The organism is Micromonospora sp. WMMC264 (genome assembly GCF_027497275.1).
Taxonomy (GTDB): domain Bacteria; phylum Actinomycetota; class Actinomycetes; order Mycobacteriales; family Micromonosporaceae; genus Micromonospora; species Micromonospora chalcea.
The window spans coordinates 4,962,237-4,984,511 of the sequence record NZ_CP114907.1; the positions used below are offsets into that span (position 1 = coordinate 4,962,237).

The 22,275-nt window shown below is 72.5% G+C and carries 22 protein-coding genes; 9 read left to right on the forward strand and 13 right to left on the reverse strand.

What is annotated here, in order from left to right; all coding sequences use genetic code 11:
* Nucleotides 1-41: 41 nt before the first annotated feature.
* Nucleotides 42-842 carry a hypothetical protein gene (locus O7542_RS21570; RefSeq protein WP_043326597.1) on the reverse strand — a complete coding sequence of 267 codons (801 nt, stop codon included), beginning with the start codon at nucleotides 840-842 and terminating at the stop codon, nucleotides 42-44.
* Between the two features lie 54 nt (nucleotides 843-896).
* Here O7542_RS21570 and O7542_RS21575 point away from each other — a divergent pair, with 54 nt between their 5' ends.
* On the forward strand, nucleotides 897-2,075 hold the full coding sequence (locus O7542_RS21575; protein WP_069087409.1) for a DNA recombination protein RmuC: 1,179 nt from the start codon (nucleotides 897-899) through the stop codon (nucleotides 2,073-2,075).
* Between the two features lie 148 nt (nucleotides 2,076-2,223).
* Nucleotides 2,224-5,517 carry a S8 family serine peptidase gene (locus O7542_RS21580; RefSeq protein WP_043326601.1) on the forward strand — a complete coding sequence of 1,098 codons (3,294 nt, stop codon included), beginning with the start codon at nucleotides 2,224-2,226 and terminating at the stop codon, nucleotides 5,515-5,517.
* Between the two features lie 58 nt (nucleotides 5,518-5,575).
* On the opposite strand, the gene O7542_RS21585 is transcribed toward O7542_RS21580, so the two are convergent.
* Complete coding sequence (locus tag O7542_RS21585) at nucleotides 5,576-5,986, reverse strand: hypothetical protein (protein WP_043326603.1); 411 nt, start codon at nucleotides 5,984-5,986, stop codon at nucleotides 5,576-5,578.
* 37 nt (nucleotides 5,987-6,023) lie between these two features.
* On the reverse strand, nucleotides 6,024-7,013 hold the full coding sequence (locus O7542_RS21590) for a 4-hydroxy-3-methylbut-2-enyl diphosphate reductase (protein ID WP_064447666.1): 990 nt from the start codon (nucleotides 7,011-7,013) through the stop codon (nucleotides 6,024-6,026).
* 195 nt (nucleotides 7,014-7,208) lie between these two features.
* Between O7542_RS21590 and xseA the strand changes: the two genes are divergently transcribed.
* Nucleotides 7,209-8,375, forward strand: coding sequence for an exodeoxyribonuclease VII large subunit (gene xseA / locus O7542_RS21595; RefSeq protein ID WP_069087478.1), 1,167 nt, complete (start codon nucleotides 7,209-7,211; stop codon nucleotides 8,373-8,375).
* Between the two features lie 13 nt (nucleotides 8,376-8,388).
* Nucleotides 8,389-8,598, forward strand: coding sequence for an exodeoxyribonuclease VII small subunit (locus tag O7542_RS21600; RefSeq protein ID WP_064447665.1), 210 nt, complete (start codon nucleotides 8,389-8,391; stop codon nucleotides 8,596-8,598).
* A 40-nt stretch (nucleotides 8,599-8,638) separates the two neighbouring features.
* Here the strand turns inward: O7542_RS21600 and O7542_RS21605 are convergent, their stop codons facing one another.
* Both O7542_RS21605 and O7542_RS21610 read right to left on the reverse strand, forming a co-directional pair.
* Nucleotides 8,639-9,478 (reverse strand): hypothetical protein, encoded by an 840-nt coding sequence (locus O7542_RS21605; protein WP_064447664.1) that lies wholly within the window; start codon nucleotides 9,476-9,478, stop codon nucleotides 8,639-8,641.
* A 92-nt stretch (nucleotides 9,479-9,570) separates the two neighbouring features.
* A complete protein-coding gene (locus tag O7542_RS21610; protein WP_043326612.1) occupies nucleotides 9,571-10,260 on the reverse strand; it encodes a DUF4245 domain-containing protein in 690 nt (229 codons plus the stop codon).
* Between the two features lie 147 nt (nucleotides 10,261-10,407).
* On the opposite strand from O7542_RS21610, the gene glpX reads away from it, so the two are divergent.
* A complete protein-coding gene (gene glpX, locus O7542_RS21615; RefSeq protein WP_043326614.1) occupies nucleotides 10,408-11,439 on the forward strand; it encodes a class II fructose-bisphosphatase in 1,032 nt (343 codons plus the stop codon).
* Between the two features lie 25 nt (nucleotides 11,440-11,464).
* Here glpX and O7542_RS21620 read toward each other — a convergent pair whose 3' ends face one another.
* Nucleotides 11,465-12,400: an NAD-dependent epimerase/dehydratase family protein gene (locus O7542_RS21620; protein WP_166457225.1), complete on the reverse strand. Its 936-nt coding sequence runs from the start codon at nucleotides 12,398-12,400 to the stop codon at nucleotides 11,465-11,467.
* A 139-nt stretch (nucleotides 12,401-12,539) separates the two neighbouring features.
* Between O7542_RS21620 and O7542_RS21625 the strand changes: the two genes are divergently transcribed.
* Nucleotides 12,540-13,226 (forward strand): TetR/AcrR family transcriptional regulator, encoded by a 687-nt coding sequence (locus tag O7542_RS21625; protein WP_113972034.1) that lies wholly within the window; start codon nucleotides 12,540-12,542, stop codon nucleotides 13,224-13,226.
* 7 nt (nucleotides 13,227-13,233) lie between these two features.
* On the opposite strand, the gene O7542_RS21630 is transcribed toward O7542_RS21625, so the two are convergent.
* The 7 genes from O7542_RS21630 to O7542_RS21660 all read right to left on the reverse strand — a co-directional run bounded on the left by O7542_RS21630 (nucleotide 13,234) and on the right by O7542_RS21660 (nucleotide 20,129).
* On the reverse strand, nucleotides 13,234-14,826 hold the full coding sequence (locus tag O7542_RS21630) for a hypothetical protein (RefSeq protein ID WP_281605148.1): 1,593 nt from the start codon (nucleotides 14,824-14,826) through the stop codon (nucleotides 13,234-13,236).
* Between the two features lie 58 nt (nucleotides 14,827-14,884).
* Complete coding sequence (locus O7542_RS21635) at nucleotides 14,885-15,853, reverse strand: NAD(P)/FAD-dependent oxidoreductase (RefSeq protein WP_113972036.1); 969 nt, start codon at nucleotides 15,851-15,853, stop codon at nucleotides 14,885-14,887.
* Nucleotides 15,854-15,959: 106 nt separating this feature from the next.
* Complete coding sequence (locus O7542_RS21640; protein ID WP_030501272.1) at nucleotides 15,960-16,619, reverse strand: rhomboid family intramembrane serine protease; 660 nt, start codon at nucleotides 16,617-16,619, stop codon at nucleotides 15,960-15,962.
* Between the two features lie 103 nt (nucleotides 16,620-16,722).
* Nucleotides 16,723-17,406 (reverse strand): transglycosylase SLT domain-containing protein, encoded by a 684-nt coding sequence (locus O7542_RS21645; RefSeq protein ID WP_043326625.1) that lies wholly within the window; start codon nucleotides 17,404-17,406, stop codon nucleotides 16,723-16,725.
* A gap of 231 nt (nucleotides 17,407-17,637) precedes the next feature.
* Nucleotides 17,638-19,047 (reverse strand): PhoH family protein, encoded by a 1,410-nt coding sequence (locus O7542_RS21650; protein WP_043326627.1) that lies wholly within the window; start codon nucleotides 19,045-19,047, stop codon nucleotides 17,638-17,640.
* A 318-nt stretch (nucleotides 19,048-19,365) separates the two neighbouring features.
* Complete coding sequence (locus tag O7542_RS21655; RefSeq protein WP_064447659.1) at nucleotides 19,366-19,791, reverse strand: hypothetical protein; 426 nt, start codon at nucleotides 19,789-19,791, stop codon at nucleotides 19,366-19,368.
* Nucleotides 19,788-20,129 (reverse strand): hypothetical protein, encoded by a 342-nt coding sequence (locus O7542_RS21660; protein WP_064447658.1) that lies wholly within the window; start codon nucleotides 20,127-20,129, stop codon nucleotides 19,788-19,790. Before O7542_RS21660 ends, O7542_RS21655 begins: the two co-directional genes overlap by 4 nt.
* A gap of 264 nt (nucleotides 20,130-20,393) precedes the next feature.
* Here O7542_RS21660 and O7542_RS21665 point away from each other — a divergent pair, with 264 nt between their 5' ends.
* From O7542_RS21665 to otsB, 3 genes are all read left to right on the forward strand, one after another.
* Nucleotides 20,394-20,834 (forward strand): helix-turn-helix transcriptional regulator, encoded by a 441-nt coding sequence (locus O7542_RS21665; protein WP_030501268.1) that lies wholly within the window; start codon nucleotides 20,394-20,396, stop codon nucleotides 20,832-20,834.
* A gap of 163 nt (nucleotides 20,835-20,997) precedes the next feature.
* Nucleotides 20,998-21,351, forward strand: a complete 354-nt coding sequence (locus O7542_RS21670) for a hypothetical protein (RefSeq protein WP_013284062.1) — start codon at nucleotides 20,998-21,000, stop codon at nucleotides 21,349-21,351.
* A gap of 69 nt (nucleotides 21,352-21,420) precedes the next feature.
* Complete coding sequence (gene otsB, locus O7542_RS21675; RefSeq protein ID WP_043326635.1) at nucleotides 21,421-22,245, forward strand: trehalose-phosphatase; 825 nt, start codon at nucleotides 21,421-21,423, stop codon at nucleotides 22,243-22,245.
* Nucleotides 22,246-22,275: the final 30 nt, after the last annotated feature.

Here is a 22,275-nt window from a genome sequence, read left to right on the forward strand (position 1 = left end):
GCCCGACGCGCGGCGCACCGCGCCCGGCGCGGCGGTGCCGGCTAGAAGTCGCCGCCGCCGAAGTCACCGCCGAAATCTCCGCCGCCGAAGCCACCGAAGTCGCCACCGCCGTAGTCCCCGCCGCCGAAGTCGCCACCGGCGTAGTCACCACCGCCGCCCATGTCTCCGCCCTGGTCGCCGAAGTCCTGGCCGTCGCCGAAGCCCTCCTGGTAGCCGGCGTCGTAGCCGTACCCGGGGTCGGCGAACGCGGGCGAGAACAGCGCGTCGGCGATCAGCAGACCGCCGACCACACCGACGCCGGCGCCGAGCGCGGTCTTCCACCACGGCGTGGAGTACCAGCCGGCCGGCACCGGCCGCCCCTGGAACCGGCCACCCGGGTAGTAGTAGGGCGTCGCGTTGCCCGGCTGCGGTCCGGCCCGGAACGTCTGCCCCTGCACGTCGACCTGCCGCTCCTTGGTGAGCGCGCCCGCGCCCTGGGCGGCGGCGAGCGGCGGCAGCTCCGGGCCCGGGTCGATGCCCATCGCGGTACGCGCCGCCCGGATGTACGCCAGCCCTTCCAGCGCGGTCTCCCGGGCCAGCCCGAACTGGCGCGGCGTGCTCGCCTGCTCCAACTGGGAACCGGCCGCGTTGTAGCGCTCACCCGCGTCGGCGAGCGCCTGCCGGACCGCCGGGGCGTCGCCGTGCAGGTTCATCAGCTGGCCGCCGAGCCGCTCGTACCACCGCTGCGCCTCGGCGCGGGCGTCGGCCAGTTCGTTCGAGCGACGCGATCTGCTCCCCCTCCGCCAGAACATGAACGCACCTCCGAGCAGCAGGATCAGGAACAGCCACAACGCGAACTCCATGACTCGAACGTACCCACCGGGCGCACGTCGTACCCGTTTGGCAAGCTCTTGGCCATGAGCTTTGCGACGCTGGCCGTGGTGGTGCTCTGCCTCGCCGCGGGCGGCGCGGTGGGCTGGCTGGCCGCGCGGGCGCGCGCGGCGGCCGACATCGCCCGCCTGGAGGCGACTCTCGCCGCGACCAAGGCGGGCGAGGGCCGGCTGGAGCAGTCCATGCGGGCGCTGAGCTACGAGGCCACGGCGCAGTCGCAGGAGGCGGTGGCCCGCGCGGTCGCGCCGCTGCACGACACGCTGCGCCGCTACGAGCAGCGGGTGGCCGAGCTGGAGCGGGACCGGGTCGACGCGTACGCCGAGCTGCGCGAGCAGGTGCGGTCCATGAGCGCGGTCTCCGGCGAGCTGCGCACCGAGACCAAGCAGCTGGTGGCCGCGTTGCGCGCGCCGCAGGTGCGGGGCCGCTGGGGCGAGCACCAGCTCCGCCGGATCGTCGAGGCCGCCGGCATGCTGGAGCACTGCGACTTCAGCGAGCAGGTCACCGCCGCTACCGACCACCAGGGGGTACGCCCCGACCTGGTGGTCCGGCTGCACGGCGGCCGGACGGTGGTGGTGGACGCGAAGGCGCCGTTCGACGCGTACCTGACCGCGATGGAGGCACGCGACGAGCGGGGGCGTGACACCCACCTGGACGCGCACGCCCGGCACCTGCGCGCGCACGTGGACGGCCTGGCCGCCAAGTCCTACTGGTCGGCGTTCGACCAGACGCCGGAGTTCGTGGTGCTGTTCGTGCCGGCCGACCCGTTCCTCGACGTGGCCCTGCAACGCGACCCGACGCTGCTGGAGCATGCGTTCGCCCGCAACGTGGTGCTGGCCACCCCGGCCACGCTGGTGGCGCTGCTGCGCACGGTGGCCTACTCGTGGCGGCAGGAGGCGCTGGCGCGCAACGCGGCGACCGTCCACTCGCTGGCCCGCGAGCTGTACGGGCGGCTGTCCACGCTGGGCGACCACGTCGGCAAGCTGGGCAGCTCGCTGGGCGGGGCGGTGACGGCGTACAACCGGGCGGTGGGTTCGCTTGAGGCCCGGGTGCTGGTGAGCGCGCGGAAGCTGGCCGAGCTGGGGGTCTCCGACGACGAGCTGGCCGCCCCGGCGCAGGTCGAGCTGGCGCCGAGGCAGCCGCAGGCGCCCGAGTTGCTGGGTCCGCCGTCCACATCGGCCGAGAGGTCGACCGACGTTGACGCCTAACACGTCGCACGTGTTGACGTAGGCCGATTTCCATCACGGACTGATCACAAACCTGGGCCGAGTAGTGACACCTGCCGTCCTGGCACGCAGGATCACCGTCACACGTGCCCTGCCCCTCGGGGGCCCTGTTCTCTGGAGGAAGAGAACGTTGAGTAAACCCCGCACGCGCAGCCGGCGACCGTCCGCCGCGCTCCTGGCCTCGGTCCTCGCGGCCGGCGCCCTGACCGTCGGAGGTGGCGCCGGCACCGCGAGCGCCGCCCCCGCCGCCCCGCAACCCTCGCAGCCGACCGCCGCGAAGGCACTGGGCGCACACGACGCCAAGCTGCTCGACGAGGCCGAGGCGAAGAACGCGCCGACCGTCACGATGATCATCGCGGCCAAGAAGGGATCGGCCAAGAAGGTCGTTGACGGCCTGACCGGCCTGGGCGCGACCGTCAGCCAGCGGTACGACCAGATCGGCTACGTGCTGGCGAAGGTCCCCACCGACAAGGCGCTCAAGGCCGCCACGCTGCCCGGTGTCGCCGCCGTCGACCTCGACGAGACCATCAAGCTCCCCGACCCGGCGCCGGAGGCGGCCCCGAAGGGCGCGAAGACCGCCGCGCAGGCCCAGACGCTCGCCGGGCCGGGCGGTGACACCGGTGCGGTGAACCCGTACATGCCGACGAACGAGACCGGCGCGGAGGCCTTCAAGGCCGCGAACCCGCAGTGGGACGGCCGCGGCGTCACCATCGGCATCATGGACTCCGGTGTGGACCTCGACCAGCCGGCGCTGCAGACGACCACCACCGGCGAGCGCAAGATCGTCGACTGGGTCACCGCCACCGACCCGCTGGAGGACGCCTCCTGGCGACCGATGCTGACCGAGGTCAGCGGCCCGACGTTCACCACCTCGCTGGGCACCTGGACCGCGCCGGCCGGCAACTACCGGTTCAACGTGTTCCGCGAGAACATCACCGCGAACAGCGACGCGCGCGGCGACCTCAACCGCGACGGCGACACCACCGACTTCTGGGGCGTGCTCTACAACCCCGCCAACGGTGACGTCCGCGTCGACGCGAACCAGAACAACGACTTCACCGACGACGAGGTGATGCGGCCGTACAAGGAGAAGTTCCAGGTCGGCCACTTCGGCACGGACAACCCGGCCACCGCGGTACGCGAGCAGATCCCGTTCGTCGTCGAGTACCGGCGCAACGTGGACACCACGCCGGCCGGCGGCCCGGGCCTGGTCGACTACGTCAACATCGGCATCATCGAGAGCACCCACGGCACCCACGTCGCCGGCATCACCGCCGCCAACGACATGCTCGGCAACAGCGCCTTCGACGGCGCCGCCCCGGGTGCCAAGCTGGTCTCCGCCCGCGCCTGCTCGTGGGGTGGCGGCTGCACCGCGGCGGCGCTCACCACCGGCATGGCCGACCTGGTCATCAACCGCAAGGTCGACGTGGTGAACATGTCGATCGGCGGTCTGCCCGCGCTCAACGACGGCTCGAACGCCCGCGCGGTCCTCTACAACGACCTGATCAACACCTACGGCGTGCAGCTGTTCATCTCGGCCGGCAACTCCGGCCCGGGCCTGAACACCGTCGGCGACCCGTCAGTGGCCACCGACGTGGTGAGCGTCGCGGCGAGCGTCAGCAAGGACACCTGGCTGGCCAACTACGGCTCGGTGGTCCGCAAGGACAACGCGCTGTTCAACTTCTCGTCGCGCGGCCCGCGTGAGGACGGCGGCTTCAAGCCGAACATCGCCGCCCCCGGCTCGGCCATCTCCACCGCGCCGACCTGGCAGCCGGGCAACCCGGTGCCGGAGGCGGGCTACCCGCTGCCCCCGGGCTACCAGATGCTCAACGGCACCTCGATGGCCGCACCGCAGGCCACCGGCGCCGCCGCGCTGCTGCTGTCGGCCGCCAAGGCGACCGGCAAGGGCGTCACCCCGGCCGCGCTGCGCCGGGCCGTCTACACCTCGGCCCAGCCGATCGCCGGCGTCCCGACGTACGCGCAGGGCTACGGCATGTTCAACGTGCCGGGCGCGTGGAGCCTGCTCGCCAAGGGCGTGCCGACCCGCACGTACACCTCCGAGGCGCCGGTCTGCACCGAGCTGTCGCCGAACCTGACCCGCTACGACCGGGCCTCCGGCACGTTCGTGCCGAACCCGAACGTCGGCACCGGCCTCTACAACCGCTGCGCCGCCGACCGTGGTGGCCAGAAGGTCAAGGAGAGCCGCCACTACGAGGTCAAGCTGACCCGGACCAGCGGCCCGAACAAGGGCATCAAGCACGAGGTCGCGTTCCGCGGCAACGACGGCACCTACTCCGCCCCCAAGGTGGTCTGGCTGCCGCTGAACAAGACCGTCACGGTCAAGGTGAAGGCCAAGCCGATGACGGCCGGCGCGCACGGCGCCATCATGACCGTCGACGACCCGGCCACCAACGTGGTCGACTTCGAGGTCGCCACCGTCGTGGTCGCCTCGAACCCGGTGTCCGCTCCGGCGTACTCCTTCTCGGCCGAGGGCTCGGTCGAGCGGAACAACTTCCGGTCGTACTTCGTGACCGTCCCGCCGGGCGCGGGCGCGCTGCAGGTCAACCTGTCCGGCATCGCGACCGGCTCGCAGACCCGCTTCATCGCCATCAACCCGTACGGCGTGCCGGTCGAGAGCACCGCCAGCACCGCCTGCTACACCAACTTCTCCGACGCCGCGGTCTGCAAGCCGCAGGAGCGGGACTACCAGAACCCGATCCCGGGTGTGTGGGAGATCGAGGTGGAGGCGCGCCGCACCTCGCCGGCGCTGGACAACCCGTTCCGGCTGCAGGCCCGCGTGCAGGGCGTGAAGGTGGAGCCGGCCGTGGTGCAGCTCCCGTCGGTCACCGCCGGTACGCCGGCTCCGGTGAGCTGGAAGCTGACCAACGCGTTCGGTCCGGTCCAGGTGACCGGCGTCGGCGGTCCGCTGGCGAGCGTCCGGTCCGAGCGGCCCAGCATCACCCAGGGCGCGAGCCAGGAGTACCTGGTGGAGGTGCCGGCGGGCGCCACCTCGTTCACCGCGCGGATCGGCAACCCGTCCGACCTGAGCGCCGACCTGGACCTGACGGTCTTCCTGGGCACCACCCGGGTGGGCCAGTCGGCCGACGGTGACTCGGAGGAGGCGGTCACGCTGACCAACCCGACCCCGGGCACCTACCGCGTCGTGGTCGACGGTTACTCGATGAGCGACCCGAGCACCGCGTACGACTACCGGGACTCGTTCGCCTCCCCGGAGCTGGGCACGCTCTCCGCGTCGTCCACGCCGCTGTCGCTGGCCAACGGCGCCACCGCCACCCTCACGGGTTCGGTGACCGCCCTGTCCACCCCGGCCGCCGGCCGGGAGCTGTACGGCGACATGGCCGTGACCACCACCGAGGGCGCGGTCGTCGGCCGCGGTTCGGTGGAGGTTCTCGCGGTCAACTGATCCGCTGACACGACGGAGCCCCGTCCCCTCTCGCAGGGGGCGGGGCTCTTTCGTGTCGTCAGGCGGGGCGGGCGGACTCGACCACGAACGGGGTGCCCTGCTGACAGGTGGTCATCATGCCCGGTTCGGGACGGCCGGTGACCTCGACCCGGGCGCCGGCCTTGAGCACGTCGCGGGGGCCGCCGACGAGCAGGTGGCCGTCGAGCAGCAGGCAGTTCGGCTCGACCCCGGCCTGCACGGTTCCGGTGATGACGGTGCCGCCGACGCCCGGCGGCGTCGACGGGCCGCCCTTCCAGGAGGGGTCCGGCCGGCTCGGGCCGGTGCCGGGATCGGGCTGGCTGGTCACCGGGGCGGCTCCCGTCGTACTCGGGCTGGGGCTGGGATCGGCGGACCCGTCGCCGGGTGCGGCGCAGGCGGTCAGCGCGAGGCCGGCGAGCAGTGCGACGAGCACCGTACGAGGAGTCTTCATGGTCGGTTGGACGCGGCGGACGGCCGTTGCGTTCCCGTCAGCCGCGCGCCGCGGCGGCGGCCTTCATGTCGCGCTTGAGTTCCTGCGGCAGCGAGAACGTCAGCCGCTCGTCGGCGGTGGTGATCTCCTCGACGTCGCCGAAGCCGCGCTCGGCCAGGTGCGCGAGCACCTGCTGGACCAGCTCGTCCGGGACGCTCGCGCCGGAGGTCACACCTACAGTGCTCGCCCCGGCCAGCCAGGCGTCGTCGATCTCGTGCGCGAAGTCGACCAGGTGCCCGGCGCGGGCGCCGGCGTCCAGCGCCACCTCGACCAGCCGGACCGAGTTCGAGGAGTTGCGCGAGCCGACCACGATCACCACGTCGCACTCGGGGGCGATCTCCTTGACCACGTGCTGGCGGTTGGAGGTGGCGTAGCAGATGTCGTCGCTGGGCGGCGACTGGAGCAGCGGCAGGCGCTTCTTGAGCCGGGCCACGGTCTCCAGCGTCTCGTCCACCGACAGCGTGGTCTGGGACAGCCAGACCACCTTCTCCGGGTCGCGCACGGTGACCTTGTCGACGCCGTCGGGGCCGTCGACGAGCTGGATGTGGGCGGGCGCCTCACCGGCGGTGCCGATGACCTCCTCGTGCCCCTCGTGCCCGATGAGCAGGATGTCGTAGTCCTGCGCGGCGAACCGCCGGGCCTCGTGGTGCACCTTCGTGACCAGCGGGCAGGTGGCGTCGATCGCCCGCAGCGAGCGCTCCTTGGCCTGCTCGTACACCTCGGGGGCGACGCCGTGGGCGGAGAAGATGACGGTGGCGCCCTCCGGCACCTCCTCGTTCTCCTCCACGAAGATCGCGCCCTGGGCCTCCAGCGTGCGCACCACGTGCTTGTTGTGCACGATCTGCTTACGCACGTAGATCGGCGCGCCGTAGAGCTTCAGCGCCTCCTCGACGGTCTGCACCGCCCGGTCCACGCCCGCGCAGTAGCCGCGGGGGTTGGCCAGGAGCACGCGCTTGCCGGTCCGGGGAGTCGTCTCAGCGTCAGTCACCCGCCCATCGTACGTGGCGCTCTCCCGCGCGGCAGCGGCCGCGAGGCGCGCGCGGGCGCTGTCGGTCCCGGGCCGTAGGGTGGGCTGGTGAGCGCGGGAGAGGACGGGCAGAGCAGGCCGGACGGGCGGAGCAGGCCGGACGGGCAGAGCAAGCCGGACGGGCGGAGCACGGCCGAGGAGCCGTGGCCGGTCCGGGTGGTCAGCCAGAAGGTCGGCGCCTGGATCGCCCGCCTCGGCTGGGTGTGGGTCGACGGCCAGGTGGCGCAGATCAGCCGCCGTCCCGGCGCGAGCACCGTCTTCCTCACGCTGCGCGACCCGTCGGCCGATCTGAGCCTCACCGTCACCACGAACCGCGACGTGCTGGACGCCGGCGCGCCGGAGCTGCGCGAGGGCGCCCGGGTGGTGCTGCACGCCAAGCCCGAGTTCTACGCCGCGCGGGGCACGCTCAGCCTGCGCGCCGACGAGATCCGCCAGGTCGGCCTCGGTGAACTGCTGGCCCGGCTGGAGAAGCTCAAGAAGCTGCTCGCCGCCGAAGGCCTGTTCGACCGGTCCCGCAAGCGGCGGCTGCCGTTCCTGCCGGGCCGGGTCGGCCTGATCACCGGCCGCGCCTCGGCGGCCGAGCGGGACGTGCTGACGAACGCCCGCCGCCGCTGGCCCGCCGTCGACTTCCGCACGATCAACGTGGCGGTGCAGGGGCCGAGCGCGGTGCCGGACATCGTCGGCGCGCTGAAGGTGCTCGACGCCGATCCGGCGGTCGACGTGATCGTCATCGCCCGGGGCGGTGGCGGCATCGAGGATCTGCTGCCCTTCTCCGACGAGACGCTGTGTCGGGCGGTCTTCGCCTGCCGCACGCCGGTGGTCAGCGCGATCGGCCACGAGACCGACGCGCCGCTGCTGGACTACGTGGCCGACGTGCGCGCCTCCACCCCGACCGACGCGGCCAAGCGCATCGTGCCGGACCTGACCGAGGAGGTCCGGCTGATCGGGCAGGCCCGGTCCCGGCTGGAACGGGCCGTTCGTCACCTGGTCGACCGGGAGCAGCACCGGATCGACCTGCTGCGCTCCCGTCCGGTGCTGGCCCGGCCGCAGGTGATGGTCGAGCAGCGGGCGGTGGACGTGTCGGCGCTGCGTGACCGCGCCGGCCGGTCCCTGGAGCACCGGCTGCGGGGGGCCACCGACGACCTGCGGCACACGCTGGCCCGGCTGCGCGCGCTGTCCCCGGCCGCGACGCTGGAGCGCGGCTACGCGATCGTGCAGCGCGCCGACGGCCACGTCGTCCGCGCGGCGTCCGAGGTCGCCAAGGGCGATCCACTGCGGGTACGCCTCGCCGAGGGCGAGCTGACCGCCACCGTCGACGGCTGAGGAAAGAGAGACGATGACCGGGACGAAGGACGAGCAGCTCAGCTACGAGCAGGCCCGCGCCGAGCTGGCCTCGGTGGTGGAGAAGCTGGAGGCCGGCGGCACCTCGCTGGAGGAGTCGCTGGCCCTCTGGGAGCGCGGCGAGCAGCTCGCCGGGGTGTGCCAGCGCTGGCTGGACGGCGCGCGCGCCCGTATCGACGCCGCGCGGCAGCGCGCCGAGGACTGACGGTGGGGTCCGGCGTGATCGCCGAACCCCACCGCGGAGGTCAGTTGAACAGGTTGTACAGCTCGGCGGGCGCCTCGACGACCTGGTCGGCCGGGGGCTTCTGGGCCGCCGCCGCGTTGCCGTAGTCGGTGTAGGTGATCTTCAGGTCCTGTGCGGCGTTCTGCCCGGCCGCCGGGATCTTGAGCACCATCTCGCTGAGCCGGCCCTGCGTGTCGACCTTGGCGGTGAACGGCACGGACTGGGCCTGCGCGCCGAGCGCGGTGATCACGGCCGGGTCGAGCGAGCCCGCCTCGGCGGCCTTGGACACGTCGACGGTGCCCTCGTACGTGCCCTCGCCGGTCTGCCGTACCTCGGTGATGCCCTGGGTGAGCACGGCGCTGCCGGCCGGGTCGAGCTTCTCGAAGTCGAAGCCCAGCGCCCGGTTGCCCTTGATCCGGTTTTGGTCGAGGTGGTGGTACTTGCCGGTGTTGAGGTTCTTCACGCCGGGGATCTGGGTCGCCGCCGTGCCGCCCAGCTCCAGCTTGACCCAGCTGTCCGGCTTGGCGTGGATCAGGTCCAGCTTCATCATCAGGTCCGACGACGGGTCGCCGATGGTCATCCGCATGTCGGCGCTCTGGCTCGGCTCGTGCACCTGCCCTTCGGCGGTGGAGCCCGCGCCGGTCATGGTGAACTTGAAGTTCCCTTCACGGATCGCGTTCGTGGAGTCGAGCAGGGCCTGCTTGGCCGCGCTGCTGGACGCCGTGGCGCTCGGTGCGACGCTGCCGGAGGCGCTCGGTGTCGAGGAGGCGCCGGAGGTCGTCGCGTCGCCGTTGCAGGCCGCCAGGCCGGGAATGAGCAGCGCCGCGGCGAACGCGGTGGCGCTGAAGCGTCGTATCTTCACGTCAACCTCTCCAGGTGGGTCGTCCGGGCTCGATGTCCCTTCTGTTCCCGGAAGCGGGGATCCGCAATCCCGCCTCACCCGGAGGGCGGACGTCAGCGCAGTGACGTGGCGAGCCTGCGCAGCTCCGTCTCCCCGGCGTCGCCGACCACGATCACGGTGCGGTTCGGCTCCAGCAGGACGAGCGCCTGCTCGTTGCCGCGGGCGGTGTAGCGCTGCCAGCTCAGCCCGTCGGGCAGGTCGGCCGCCCCCTGCGGCCGGCCCTCACTCAGCTCGGCCGGGAGGAGCTTCTCCGCCGGGACGTTGCTCTCCACGAGTTGCGCGCCGCGGCCCTCCGGGGTCACGTACCCGATCCGCAGCGTCGAGCCGTCGGCCTCGGTCCGGAAGCGGGCGTTCACCGTACGCCAGTCGTCGCCCAGACCGGTCGGCGCGCTGACCGGGAAGACGTTCGCGGAGCGGGCCTGTTCCAGCGCGGGCGCCGGGTCGACGGTGACCGGCGAGTCGCCGCCGAGGAAGCCGCGGTAGAAGGCGAGCAGCAGCGCGATCGGGACCAGCAGGATCAGCAGGGACAGCGCCATGTCCTTCGGCGACCGCTCGGAGCGGGCCTTCTCCTTGCCGGCGGGCGGCGCGGGCGTGTCGCCCGCGGCGGCCGGTTCGCCCTGCTCCGCGACGAGCGCGGGCTGGCCCTCGGGCGGGGTCGGGCCGCCACCCGGTCGGACCGGTGGCTGGCCGTCCGGCGGGGTGGCGTCGGTCGGTGCGCGGTCGGCAGGCTGTGCGGCTTCCACCCGGCCATTGTCGCAGCCCGCCGGGAGGCGTGATCCTGGCCTCCTCCGCCCCGCCGGGACCGCGAACCTGAGATCGTGTGAGGATCAGCGACAAAACCGGCGGCGACGACCGCCGGTCCCACCCCGCAACGTCGCGAGGAGGCCGCCATGACAACCACCAGGACGCGGACGCCCCAGGATCTCGACCGCAACCTCGCCCTCGATCTGGTACGGGTGACCGAGGCCGCGGCGATGGCCGCCGGCCGCTGGGTCGGCCGGGGCGACAAGGAGGGCGGCGACGGCGCAGCGGTCGACGCCATGCGCAAGCTGATCAACTCCATCCCGATGCGCGGCGTCGTGGTGATCGGCGAGGGCGAGAAGGACAACGCGCCGATGCTGTTCAACGGCGAGGAGGTCGGCGACGGGACCGGCCCCGAGGTGGACGTGGCGGTCGACCCGATCGACGGCACCACGCTGATGAGCAAGGGCATGCCGAACGCGCTGGCAGTGCTCGCGGTGGCCGAGCGCGGCGCGATGTTCGACCCGAGCGCCGTCTTCTACATGGAGAAGCTCGCCGTCGGCCCGATGTACGCCGACGTGGTCGACATCAACGCCGGGGTGGCCGAGAACATCCACCGGATCGCGAAGGTCAAGGGCACCGACGCCGCCGAGGTGACCGTGTGCGTGCTGGACCGGTCGCGCCACGACGACCTGGTCAAGCAGATCCGGCGTACCGGGGCCGGGATCCGGTTCATCTCCGACGGCGACATCGCCGGGGCCATCGCGGCGGCCCGCGGCGAGTCGGACGTGGACGTGCTGATGGGCATCGGTGGCACCCCGGAGGGCATCACCGCCGCGTGCGCGCTGAAGTGCATGGGCGGCATGATGCAGGCCAAGCTCTGGCCGAAGGACGCCGAGGAACGCCGCAAGGCGCTGGACGCCGGGCACGACCTGGACCGGGTGCTGTTCACCGACGACCTGGTCACCGGCGACAACTGCTTCTTCGTGGCCACCGGCGTCACCTCCGGCGACCTGCTGCGCGGAGTGCGTTACCGCTCCGGTGGCGCGTACACCCAGTCGATCGTGATGCGCTCGAAGAGCGGCACGATCCGGGTGATCGACTCGTACCACCGCCTGGAGAAGCTCGCCCTCTACTCGGCCGTCGACTTCGACGGCCGCCCGCTGGCCGAGCAGGAGTGAGCCCGGCGGCGTCCCGCCCCCGCCCCTAACGGGCGGCGGGGGCCGGGGCGCGCAGGCCGGAGACCATCTCGTCGACGACGCGGTCCAGCGGCGTCGCCTCGATCCCGAACGTGGTGGTGGCGGCGCTGGAGTCCATCACGAACGGCGCGGCGAACTGGTGCGCGGTCTCCCGCATCTCGCGGGCGAACGGGTCGGCCAGGCCGCCCAGCCAGAGCACCGGGTAGGGCATCCGGGCCAGCCGTGGCGCCGCGACGCCCGCCCGCTGCGCCGCCCGCTCGGCCAGGTGCCGCATGGGCACCGGCGGCGGGCTCGGCACATGCCAGGCCCGTCCCCAGGCGCGCGGGTCGGTCGCGGCGGTGACGAGGGTACGGGCGACGTCCGGCACGTACGTCCAGGTGTGCGGGGCGTCCCAGTCGACAGGCAGGAACACCCGCTGCCCGGCGAGCACCTTGGGCAGCACCATCATGGGCAGGGAGCTGCCGCCGAGCCCGATGTAGTCGGAGCCGCGGACCTCGGTGACCCGGGCCCGGCCGGCGCGGTGGGCGTCCAGCGCGTCGGCCCACATCCGGTTGCGGACCCGGCCCTTGACGCCGGTGGCGGCGAGCGGGGTCGCCTCGGTCATCGGGGCGTCGACCGGGCCGTACCCGTAGAGGTTGCCGACCGTGGCGAGCACGGCGTCGCTGCGCTCCGCGGCGGTGAGCAGGGCGGCGGCCAGCGGCGGCCAGTCCGTCGCCCACCTGTGGTACGCCGGATTGGCGCAGTTGTAGAGCGCGGCCGCGCCCTTGGTCAGCTCGGTGAGCCGGTCCGCGTCGGCGGCGTCGGCGGCCACCAGTTCGACCGCCGGGTGTTCCGGGCCGGTGCCGCGCCGGGTGACCATCCGTACCTGCTCGCCGCGCTCGGCGAGCAGGTCGGCGGTGGCGGTGCCGACGGGGCCGGCGCCGACGATCACATGCAGGGCCATGACAGATCCACCTTTTCTGAAGCAGTTGTCCGAAGCGAGAGCACCGCTCTCGAAACAGAGCATGACTCAAATGCAGGTCGACGTCAAGAGCAGTGCTCTCTCTTTTGATTGCTGCTCTCATCCGTGGCAGAGTGAGGGCATGGTCGCTCCCTCACTGCGCGCCCGGGTCCGCGCCGGGATGATCGAAGAGATCAAGACGGTGGCCCGCCGCCACCTGGACACCGACGGCGCGAACCTCTCGCTGCGCGCGGTCGCCCGGGACCTCGGCATGGTCTCCTCGGCGATCTACCGCTACTTCCCCAGCCGAGACGACCTGCTCACCGCGCTGATCCTGGAGGCGTACGACGCGCTCGGCGACGCGGTGGAGGCGGCCGACGCCGCCGCCGACCAGGCCGACCTGCGCGGACGCTGGCTCGCCGCCTGCCGGGCCGCGCGCGCCTGGGCGCTGGCCCACCCCGCCGAGTACGCGCTGCTCTATGGCAGCCCGGTGCCCGGGTACGCGGCCCCCGACGAGACCATCGTGCCGGCCCAGCGTCCACCGCTGACGCTGATCGGCATCCTGCGCGACGGGCTGGCCACCGGCCGGCTCGCCCCGCCCGACCAGGAACTGCCCGAGCCGCTGCGCGGCGACGTGGCCGAACTGGTCGAGCAGATCGGCATGGACGTGCCGCCCGCGCTGCTGGCCCGCGGCATGGCCGGCTGGACCCAGCTGTTCGGGCTGATCAGCTTCGAGCTGTTCGGCCGGATCAACCGGGCGCTGCCACACCGCGACGAGTACTTCGACCACCAGATCGGCCTGATGGCGGACCTCATCGGCCTGCCCTGACGCCGGGTCAGCCGGGCCGCGAGCGGTCCACCGGGACCGCCGGCGGGTACGGCGGCTCGTACGGCGGTCGCCACGGCCCGATCAGCCGGGCCGCCCGCCAGCCGAGCAGCAGCCCTGGCACCGTGCCGAGCACGGCGAGCACGACGGCTGTCCCGGCGTACACCGGTCGGCCGTGCAGCCATCCCACCATCGCCGCCCCGGCCAGCGCCGCGGTGAGGCCCGCGGCGGCCAGCACCTCGGCGACCCACCGGCCGGGCGCCGCCCGCAGATCGCGCGAGACGAGGGTGAGCGCCGCGGCGCCCAGCAACAGCGGCACGACGACCAGCGGAGCCAGTCTGACCAGCGTGGTGTTCTCGCTCGTCCAGACCGCGAACAGCAGCATCGCGATCAGGACCTGGAGCGCGCCCTGGAGGACAGGCAGCGACGAGCCGTGACCGGACGCCCGTCCGGCCCGTGTCCGGGCGACCAGAAGCACCAGCACGACCAACGCCGGCACCAGCAGCAGCGCACGGACCGTGTCGTCGTAACGGTCCCCCGGCGAGATCATGCCCAGCGGCGGCGGCTCCCCTTCCCACCGGCCACCCGGGAAACCGATCCGCTGCCACCTGCCGGCGACGTCACGCAACGCGAAACCGTCCCGGGCGTTCGCCACCAGCACCACGTGTCCGCCACCGGGGACGTCGAGTACGGCGAGGTCCTGACCGGTGATCCGTTTCCCGTCCGGCCCGGCCTCCTCGTAGCGGGCCTTCAACAACTCCCGCTGCTTCTCGGGGATCTCCCAGGACAGTCGCCAGGTCCGTCCGGCGTCGTCGCTCTCCTCCACGCGGATCCGGCCCGACGCCACCCGGTAGCAACGCTGGGGCGTGGCGGCAACGCACACCGGGTGGTCCGGTCCGATCCTGGTCGGCACGCGCTTCCACAGGGCCTCCTGCTCGGCGTCCACCGGGTCGCGCCACGTGACGCCGGCGTCGTCGCTGATCCGCCACCAGGTGGGGATGCCCTCCTCCGCCGACATCGGGCCGGTGGCGGCGCCGGCGGCCAGCCGACCGTCGACCACCTTGGTGGCGACCGCGTCGGGGCGCTCGATCGGGCTCGTGGCCGCCACCGCGACGAGCGCCGCCGGCAGCAGCACGACCAGCCGGACCAGCCGGGCGGCCCGGTGCCCCACCGGGTCCCGCCGTGCCGCCTTCCACGTCCACGCGGCCACCGCGAGCGCCGGCAGGGTGAGCAGGTCGGTCCGGTCGGCCCGGATCAGCGACGGCCCGCTCACCACGCTCCACAGGCCGGAGGCGGCCGTCGCGGCGTACCCACTGCTCTTGACCAGCGCGAAACCGGCACCGACCGAACCCAGCGCGAAACCGGCGACGGCCCGGGGCCGGAGCCCGGGCACGGCCAGCGTCACCAGCACCGCCACCAGCGGCGGCGCGAGCACCAGCCCGGCGACGTCGCTCAGCTTGCCGGTCACCAGGCCCGGAAAGGCCGCCTTGAACACATGGTCGTTGAGCACCAGCACGATCAACGAGAGCACGGTTCCCGGATGACCCAGCCAGGCGAGCGAAATCCGGGCACCGTCGGGTGCTGTCGACTCGGAGGGGCGCATCCGTCCATCGTGGGCGCGGACAGTCGCGCTCCGGCCACGGAACGGTGAGGATGCGGCGTCAGGTGCCGTCGGAGGAGTGACCGGGGAACAGGTGCGCGGTCGGGTCGATGACGACAGCCGCGTTGTTCACAGCCGTGGCCGCCTCGCCGAAGCCGGTGGCGATCAGGCGGACCTTGCCCGGATATTCGGTGATGTCGCCGGCGGCGAACACCCGGGGCAGGTTGGTGGCCATCGCGCTGTCCACCACGATGTGCCGCCGGTCGATGTTCAGCCCCCACTCGGCGAGCGGGCCGAGGTCGGCGGTGAAGCCGAGCGCGGCCACCACCGTGTCGACCGGCAGCGTCTCCGCCTCGCCGCCGCGGACGGTCAGCTCGGCGCCGGTGACCGTCTCCTCGCCGTACAGGCGGCTCACCTCGGCGTTGACGACGATCCGCACCGGCAGCGCGCGGACCCGCTCGATGGTGGCGGCGTGCGCCCGGAAGCGGTCCCGCCGGTGCACGAGCGTCACCGACCGGGCCAGCGGCGCGAGCGTGGCGGCCCAGTCGAACGCCGAGTCGCCGCCACCGACGATGAGCACGTGCCGGTCGGTCAGCTCGGCCGGCTGCGGCACGAAGTAGACGATGCCGCCGCCGGTGAAGCTCTCCGCGACCGGCAACGGCCGGGGCGTGAAGCTGCCGAGCCCGCCGGTGACGACCACCGCGCCGCAGCTCAGCTGCTCGCCGCCGGCTAGGCCGAGCACCGGCCGGCCGTCGAGGTAGGACAGCTTTTCCGCGCGTACGCCGAGCTGGTAGTCGGGGTGGAAGGGCGCGGCCTGGGCGACCAGGTTCGCGACCAGCTCGCGGCCCTTGATCGCGGGAAAGCCGGCGACGTCGAGGATCAGCTTCTCCGGGTACATGGCGGTGATCTGACCGCCCGGCTCGGGCAGCGCGTCGATCACCGACACGGAGAGTCCGCGGAATCCGGCGTAGTAGGCGGCGAAGAGCCCGGCGGGACCGGCCCCGATCACGGCGACATCGACCTCGCGCATGGCTCACCGTCACTTTCCGCTTCGGGATCAACCCTCGCTGATGCCGAAACGGTAGGCGGGCGGGTGGCCGCGGGCAAGCATGTCCCGGGGTCTGATCAACGTGCCGTCAGGGCAGCGTCATCCTGGGTGAGCCGAGACGGTCCGCGTCGTCGGTGTCCCGGCGGCGGCGGAACAGGATCGCCGCCACGACGCCGCCGAGCAGCCCGAACAGGTGGCCCTGCCAGGAGACGCGCTCGTCGGTGGGGAGGATGCCCAGCAGTTGCCAGCCGTAGAGCAACCCGACGAGCAGGCCGACGGCGAAGTTCCACCAGCTCCGCTCGACGACGCCGCGGGTGAGCAGGATGCCGAGGTAGCCGAAGATCACGCCGCTGGCGCCGACCACCACCGAGTTGGGCGAGCCGGTGAACCAGACGCCCAGGCCACTGACCAGGATGATGACAGCGGTGGACCAGAGGAACCGGCGGGTGCCCGCGGCGAGCACGAACGTGCCCAGCAGGATCAGCGGGATGCTGTTGCTGTAGAGGTGGTTCCAGCCGGCGTGCAGGAACGGCGAGAAGAAGACACCGTCCAGGCCCTGGATCCGCTGCGGGATGATGCCGGCGGTGTAGTCGAGGCCGAGTCGCAGGCCGACGTCGAGCGCCTCGATGAGGAACAGCACCGGCACGACCGCGCACATGGCGACGAAGGCCCGGCCGAGCGCCGCGTAGAACGCATCGGTGCCGAACCGGTGAGGGTCGCCGCCGCGTGGGCTGTCAGGCCAGGTCACCTACCAAGAGCTATCAGTAAAAGTGGCGGGCCGCCAGTCGGGGCCGGGTACGACGACGGCGGGACACCCGGTTCCGCCCGGGTGTCCCGCCGTCGTCACGACGTCAGTACCAGCCTGAACTCTGCGACTTCTGCCAGGCGCCGCACGGGGTGTCGTACCGGCCCTTGATGTAGCCGAGACCCCACGTGATCTGGGTCGCCGGGTTCGTCTTCCAGTCGTCCGCGACCGAGGCCATCTTGCTGCCCGGCACGGCCTGCGGGATGCCGTAGGCCCCGGAGGAGCTGTTGGACGCCTTCGGGTTCCAGCCGCTCTCCTTGGTCCAGAGCTTGTCCAGACACGGGAACTGGTCGATGCCGAAGCCCTTGTCGAGCATGACGGCGCAACCGATCTTCCGGTTGCCGCTGTACTCCGCGCACGAGGACGGGATCGGGCCGTCGTACGGCTTGATCTTCGTCTCGCTCTCCGCCGCCTCCCGTTCCTTCTTGCGGGTGGCGGCGGCCGCCTCGGCCTTCTTGGCCCGCTCGGCGGCCTCCTTCGCCGCCGCGGCGGCACGCAGCTTCGCCTGGTACTCGGCGGCACGCTGCCGGGACGAGTCCACGCGGTGGTCGGACAGCCGTTCGCGCTGGTACGCGTACTCCGCCTGGTCGACCTCCAGGCCGACCTGCGCGGTCAGGCCCTGCTGCTGGGTCTGGCGATCCTCGCCCAGATAGAAGCCGCCGGCCACGCCCACGGAGAGCAGTGCCACAGCGGCGGTGCGGGCGCCGAACCGGCTCCACAGCCGACTCACGAAGTTTCCCTTCGTCGGGGGCAGGGACGCGGCACGCGTGGCCTACCGGGCCGCGCCGAGGTGCCGCGAGCGCTCCGGTACCGGTGTGACTGCGGGGCGTACATGGCTCCCGAGTGGTCGGTGACGCTCGATGGACACCATTGCGCACAGTGAGGCCGGTGGGAAATGGCCGGGCCGAAAAGTGACCTGCGTCACCCTGAAAATCAGGATAAAGTGGGGCAAAAGCGGCGGTCAGCCGGGGATGTCCTCCAGTAGATCGGTGACCATAGCGGCGATCGGAGAACGCTCCGATCGGCTGAGCGTGACGTGCGCGAAGAGGGGATGCCCCTTCAGCGCCTCGATCACCGCCGTCACCCCGTCGTGCCGGCCGACCCGCAGATTGTCCCGCTGCGCCACGTCGTGGGTGAGCACCACCCGCGACCCCTGACCGATCCGGGACAGCACGGTGAGCAGGACGCCCCGCTCCAGCGACTGCGCCTCGTCGACGATGACGAACGCGTCGTGCAGGCTCCGGCCGCGGATGTGGGTCAGCGGCAGCACCTCCAGCAGCCCGCGCGAGGTGACCTCCTCCAGCACGTTCTCGTGCACCACCGAGCCGAGCGTGTCGAAGACGGCCTGCGCCCACGGCGACATCTTCTCCGACTCCGACCCGGGCAGGTAGCCGAGTTCCTGGCCGCCGACCGCGTACAGCGGACGGAACACGATCACCTTCTTGTGCCGGCGCCGCTCCATCACCGCCTCCAGGCCGGCGCAGAGCGCCAGCGCGGACTTGCCGGTGCCGGCCCGGCCACCGAGCGAGACGATGCCGATCGACTCGTCCAGCAGCAGGTCGAGCGCGACCCGCTGCTCCGCCGAGCGGCCGTGCACGCCGAACGCCTCCCGGTCGCCCCGGACCAGCCGGACCGTCTTGTCCGGCAGCACCCGGCCCAGCGCCGAGCCGCGCCCCGAGTGCAGCACCAGACCGGTGTGGCAGGGCAGGCCCGCCGCGGCGTCGACGTCGAGCGTCTCGCCCGCGTACAGCCGGCCGATCTCCTCCTCGGACAGGTCCAGGTCGGCCATGCCGGTCCAGGTCGGATCGCTGGCCTGGCCGTGGCGGTACTCGTCGGCGCGCAGGCCGACCGAGGCCGCCTTCACCCGCAGCGGCATGTCCTTGCTGACGAGCGTGACCTCACGCCCCTCGGCGGCCAGGTTCAGCGCCACGGACAGGATGCGCGCGTCGTTCGACTCGTTGCGGAAGCCGGGCGGCAGCACCCCGTCGTCGGTGTGGTTCAGCTCCACCCGCAGCGTGCCGCCCTGCTCGTTGGCGGGCACCGGCCGGTCCAGCCGGCCGTGCCGTACCCGCAGCTCGTCGAGCATGCGCAGCGACTGACGGGCGAACCAGCCCAGCTCGGGGTGGTGCCGCTTGCCCTCCAGTTCGGAGATGACCACCAGCGGCAGCACCACCTCGTGCTCGGCGAAGCGGTGGAACGCCGCCGGGTCGGAGAGGAGGACCGAGGTGTCCAGGACGAAGGCCGGGCCGGCTGGTCGGGGCTCCTCGGCCTCGACAGCGGCGCTGCGGCGGCTGCGGGTGGTCCGGCGGGTCTGGGCGGTCGAGGCCGGGGTCTGCTGCTCGGCTCCGGCGGGGGTACGGCGAGTGGTCACAGGCCTGCTCCGCGGATGGGCACCCGGCCACCCGAGTTCCGCCTCTTCCGGTGCCCGGAGGACACGGGGTCGGATGCGGGCCCCGTGTGCGAGGACGCAGGTCCGGGCTGTCCGGCTGGCCCGGGAAAACCCCGCGCCATGCCTAGACGCTAATCGCCGCGGGGCCGCGGGGCTAGAGGTGCGCGTGGATCATCGCGTGCCAGTCGCCGGACGTACACCTGTTCGGGTGACGGGCGGACCGGAACCGGCCGGGATGCATGCCCCCTGCGCGCATCCCGGCCGGTCGCCCACGGGCGGCACCGCGTCGCGGTGCGGGCCTCAGCCCGGCCGCCGCGCCAGCGTGCCGGCCCTCGGCCCGGCGCCGGCCGCGCCGAACGACGATCCGGTGTACGTGGTGCCCGCCCGCCCCACCGCGCCGAGCTGGGCGGTGGCGGTGACCCGGACGGCCGGGGCGGAGCCGGACCGCACGGCGACAGCGGCCGGTACGGCGGTGCCGGCGAACGGCACGGCCGAGCGCCCGGCCGACGTCACCACTGTCGCGCCGGGGGCGGACAGCGCCGAGGCGATCGCGGCCTGGGCATCTCGACGGCGACGGTTCCAGGCGCCCCGGTCACCGTCGAAGTAGCCCTGCCGGTAGCCGAACCGGTAGCCGATGCGGTAGCTCAGCTGCCCGTGCAGGCGACCGGCCGCGTAGCAGGTGGAGCCGAGCACCAGGACGAGCACCACGGCGAGAAAAGGGGTCATCGCTCGTCCGTCCCGGGGAGTGGGTCGACCACCAGCAGGCGTTCCAGGTCGTCGGTGCTGACCTCCTCGACCAGCTCGACGCTGATCCGGCAGCCGTCGAGGATCACCTCGGCCACCGACGCCCGGCGGATCTCGCCGCCGGAGTCGTAGACCCGCACGCTCAGCTCGGGGCAGCCGAGGTGGGTACGCCAGGCGTCCCACTCCCCCCGGTCGCCGACGCTGAGTGAGAGGTACCGGCACCCGCGGGCGAGATAGAGACGCCAGGGGGCGCTCAGCCCTGCGGACACGCCGTCCGCGATCAGCCCGAAGGCCTGGGCACGGGTCGCGAGCTCGGTCACGAGACCCCCTCGGCACCCGCGGAGTGACGCATGTGAGCACTCGTCGTCTCAAGCACGTGACACACCGTAAGTTGTCTCATGAGCGTGACAGTATCAGCTTTTCAGACCTTTGCCGCCGTACTCGTGTCCATCTATTCTGCCCAGGTGACACCCCTCAGGAGCAGCACTGGATCGTTTACCGGAAAACCGCGATCACCGTCACGTCAGCGTGACAGCAGCGTGCCGAGACCGCCCGACGGGACCGACTGGCCGTACCGTCACGGGGTGACCGAGACGGCCAACGCGCGGAAGATCGCCTTCGCCACCTTCGTCCGACGTGCGCTCGACGACGCGCGAGCGCTGCGGGCCTGGAGCGGCACCGAGGTCTCCCGGCGCACAGGCGTCTCCCGCCAGACCATCAACCGCTGGGTCCGCGGCGACTGGGCCAGCGACCCGGAGGCCGAGCGGGTGGTCGCCTTCTGCGAGGGCCTCGGGCTCGATCCGGCCGCCGCCTTCACCGCGCTCGGCTGGGACCGCGCCGCCGGCCCACGGGCCACGCCCACCCCACCTCCGATGGACCCGGACGTGGAGGCGCTGCTGCGCCGACTGGTCGACCCGACCGTGTCGGACGCGGAGAAGTTCCACATTCGAGAAACCATTCGTTACCTCGCATATCGCCCGACACTGCCGGGCGGTGTCCGAAATAGGGGGAAACAGGCCGGGTAGTTCCTCAGATGGCGAAAGAACGGAAGGTCAGACCCGATCGTTTCGCCTCGGGGACGGATCGGACCCGCTAGCGTCCACGTTTGTACTGCTAGGGGCTCGTCATCGGCGGGGGGACGGGACACAGCCGAACCCAGCCCTGCGGGACAGAAGGAGGGGTCTGTCCATGACCCTGAAATGGTTGGCAGTCGTGGTCGCGGTGGTGTCGCTGACATCGTGCGTGACCGGCAACGTGGTGGTCGGCGTACTGGACGGCGGGCAGCTTCCCCTGGTCGTCAACCTCTTCGCGCTCACCACGGCCGGCACCGCGGTGATCCTCGCCGTCGTCGCCGAGCTGCACGATCGTCTCAACGACCGGGTCAGCGCGCTCACCGAGTTCCTGGTGGCGCGGCTGAACGAGATCGAGGCGCACACCGGCGACCGCAACACCGGCTTCGTGGAGGGCTACCTGCTCAGCCACGGGCAGGAGGCGGCAGTGGTGCCGTTCGGGCGCCGGGGACGGGGAGCCGCCGAACGCTGATCCCCACGACGTTCCCACGTCACATCTCGGCCACGAATACGCCGCCCGGCGCGGGGTACGCTGACGCGCGTGCCGCCGTTGAATCTGGGCAACCAGCAGCCGAAGACCCCGTTGAACGCGGAGCACGCCTGGCGTGCGACCGCCGATCGCGCACGGGACGTCGTTCTCTTCTTCGACTTCGACGGCACGTTGGCGCCGGTCGACGACGACCCCACGGCCGTCCGGCCCGCGCCCAACGTGCTCACCGCGCTGGAGGCGCTCGCCCCGCACGTGCGGCGGATCGCCATCGTCTCCGCCCGGCCGGTGGACTTCCTCCGCGACCACCTCGGCGGCCTCGCCGGAATCGACCTGTACGGGCTGTACGGCCTGGAGCACAGCCACTCCGGCGGTGAGACGGTCACCGAGCCGGCCGCTCTGCCGTGGGTGCCCACCATGTCCGAGCTGGCCGAGCAGGCCCGCGCCGAGCTGCCGCCGGGCGCGCTGGTCGAGTACAAGCGGCTCTCCGTCGCGCTGCACTGGCGTACCGCCCCGCAGCTCGGTGAGCTGGTGCAGGAGTGGGGCCGGGCCCAGGCCGAGCGGCTTGGCCTGCGCGCCCAGCCGGGCCGGATGGTGCTGGAACTCAAGCCCCCCGTCGACCGGGACAAGGGCATGGTGATCGGCGAGACGGTCCGGGACGCCGGCGGCGCCTGGTACTTCGGTGACGACGTCTCCGACATCAAGGCGTTCGCCGCGCTGCGCGCCCGCGCCGCCGCCGACCCCGGCTTCCTCGGGGTCTGCGTCGCCGTGGCCAACCCGGAGACCGGGCACGAGGTGGCCGACGCCGCCGACCTGACCCTGGACTCCCCCGCCGCCCTGGCCGAGTTCCTCACCGACGCCCTGCGCCACCTGACCTGACCCCGCTCTTCCGCGTCGATCTTGCACTTG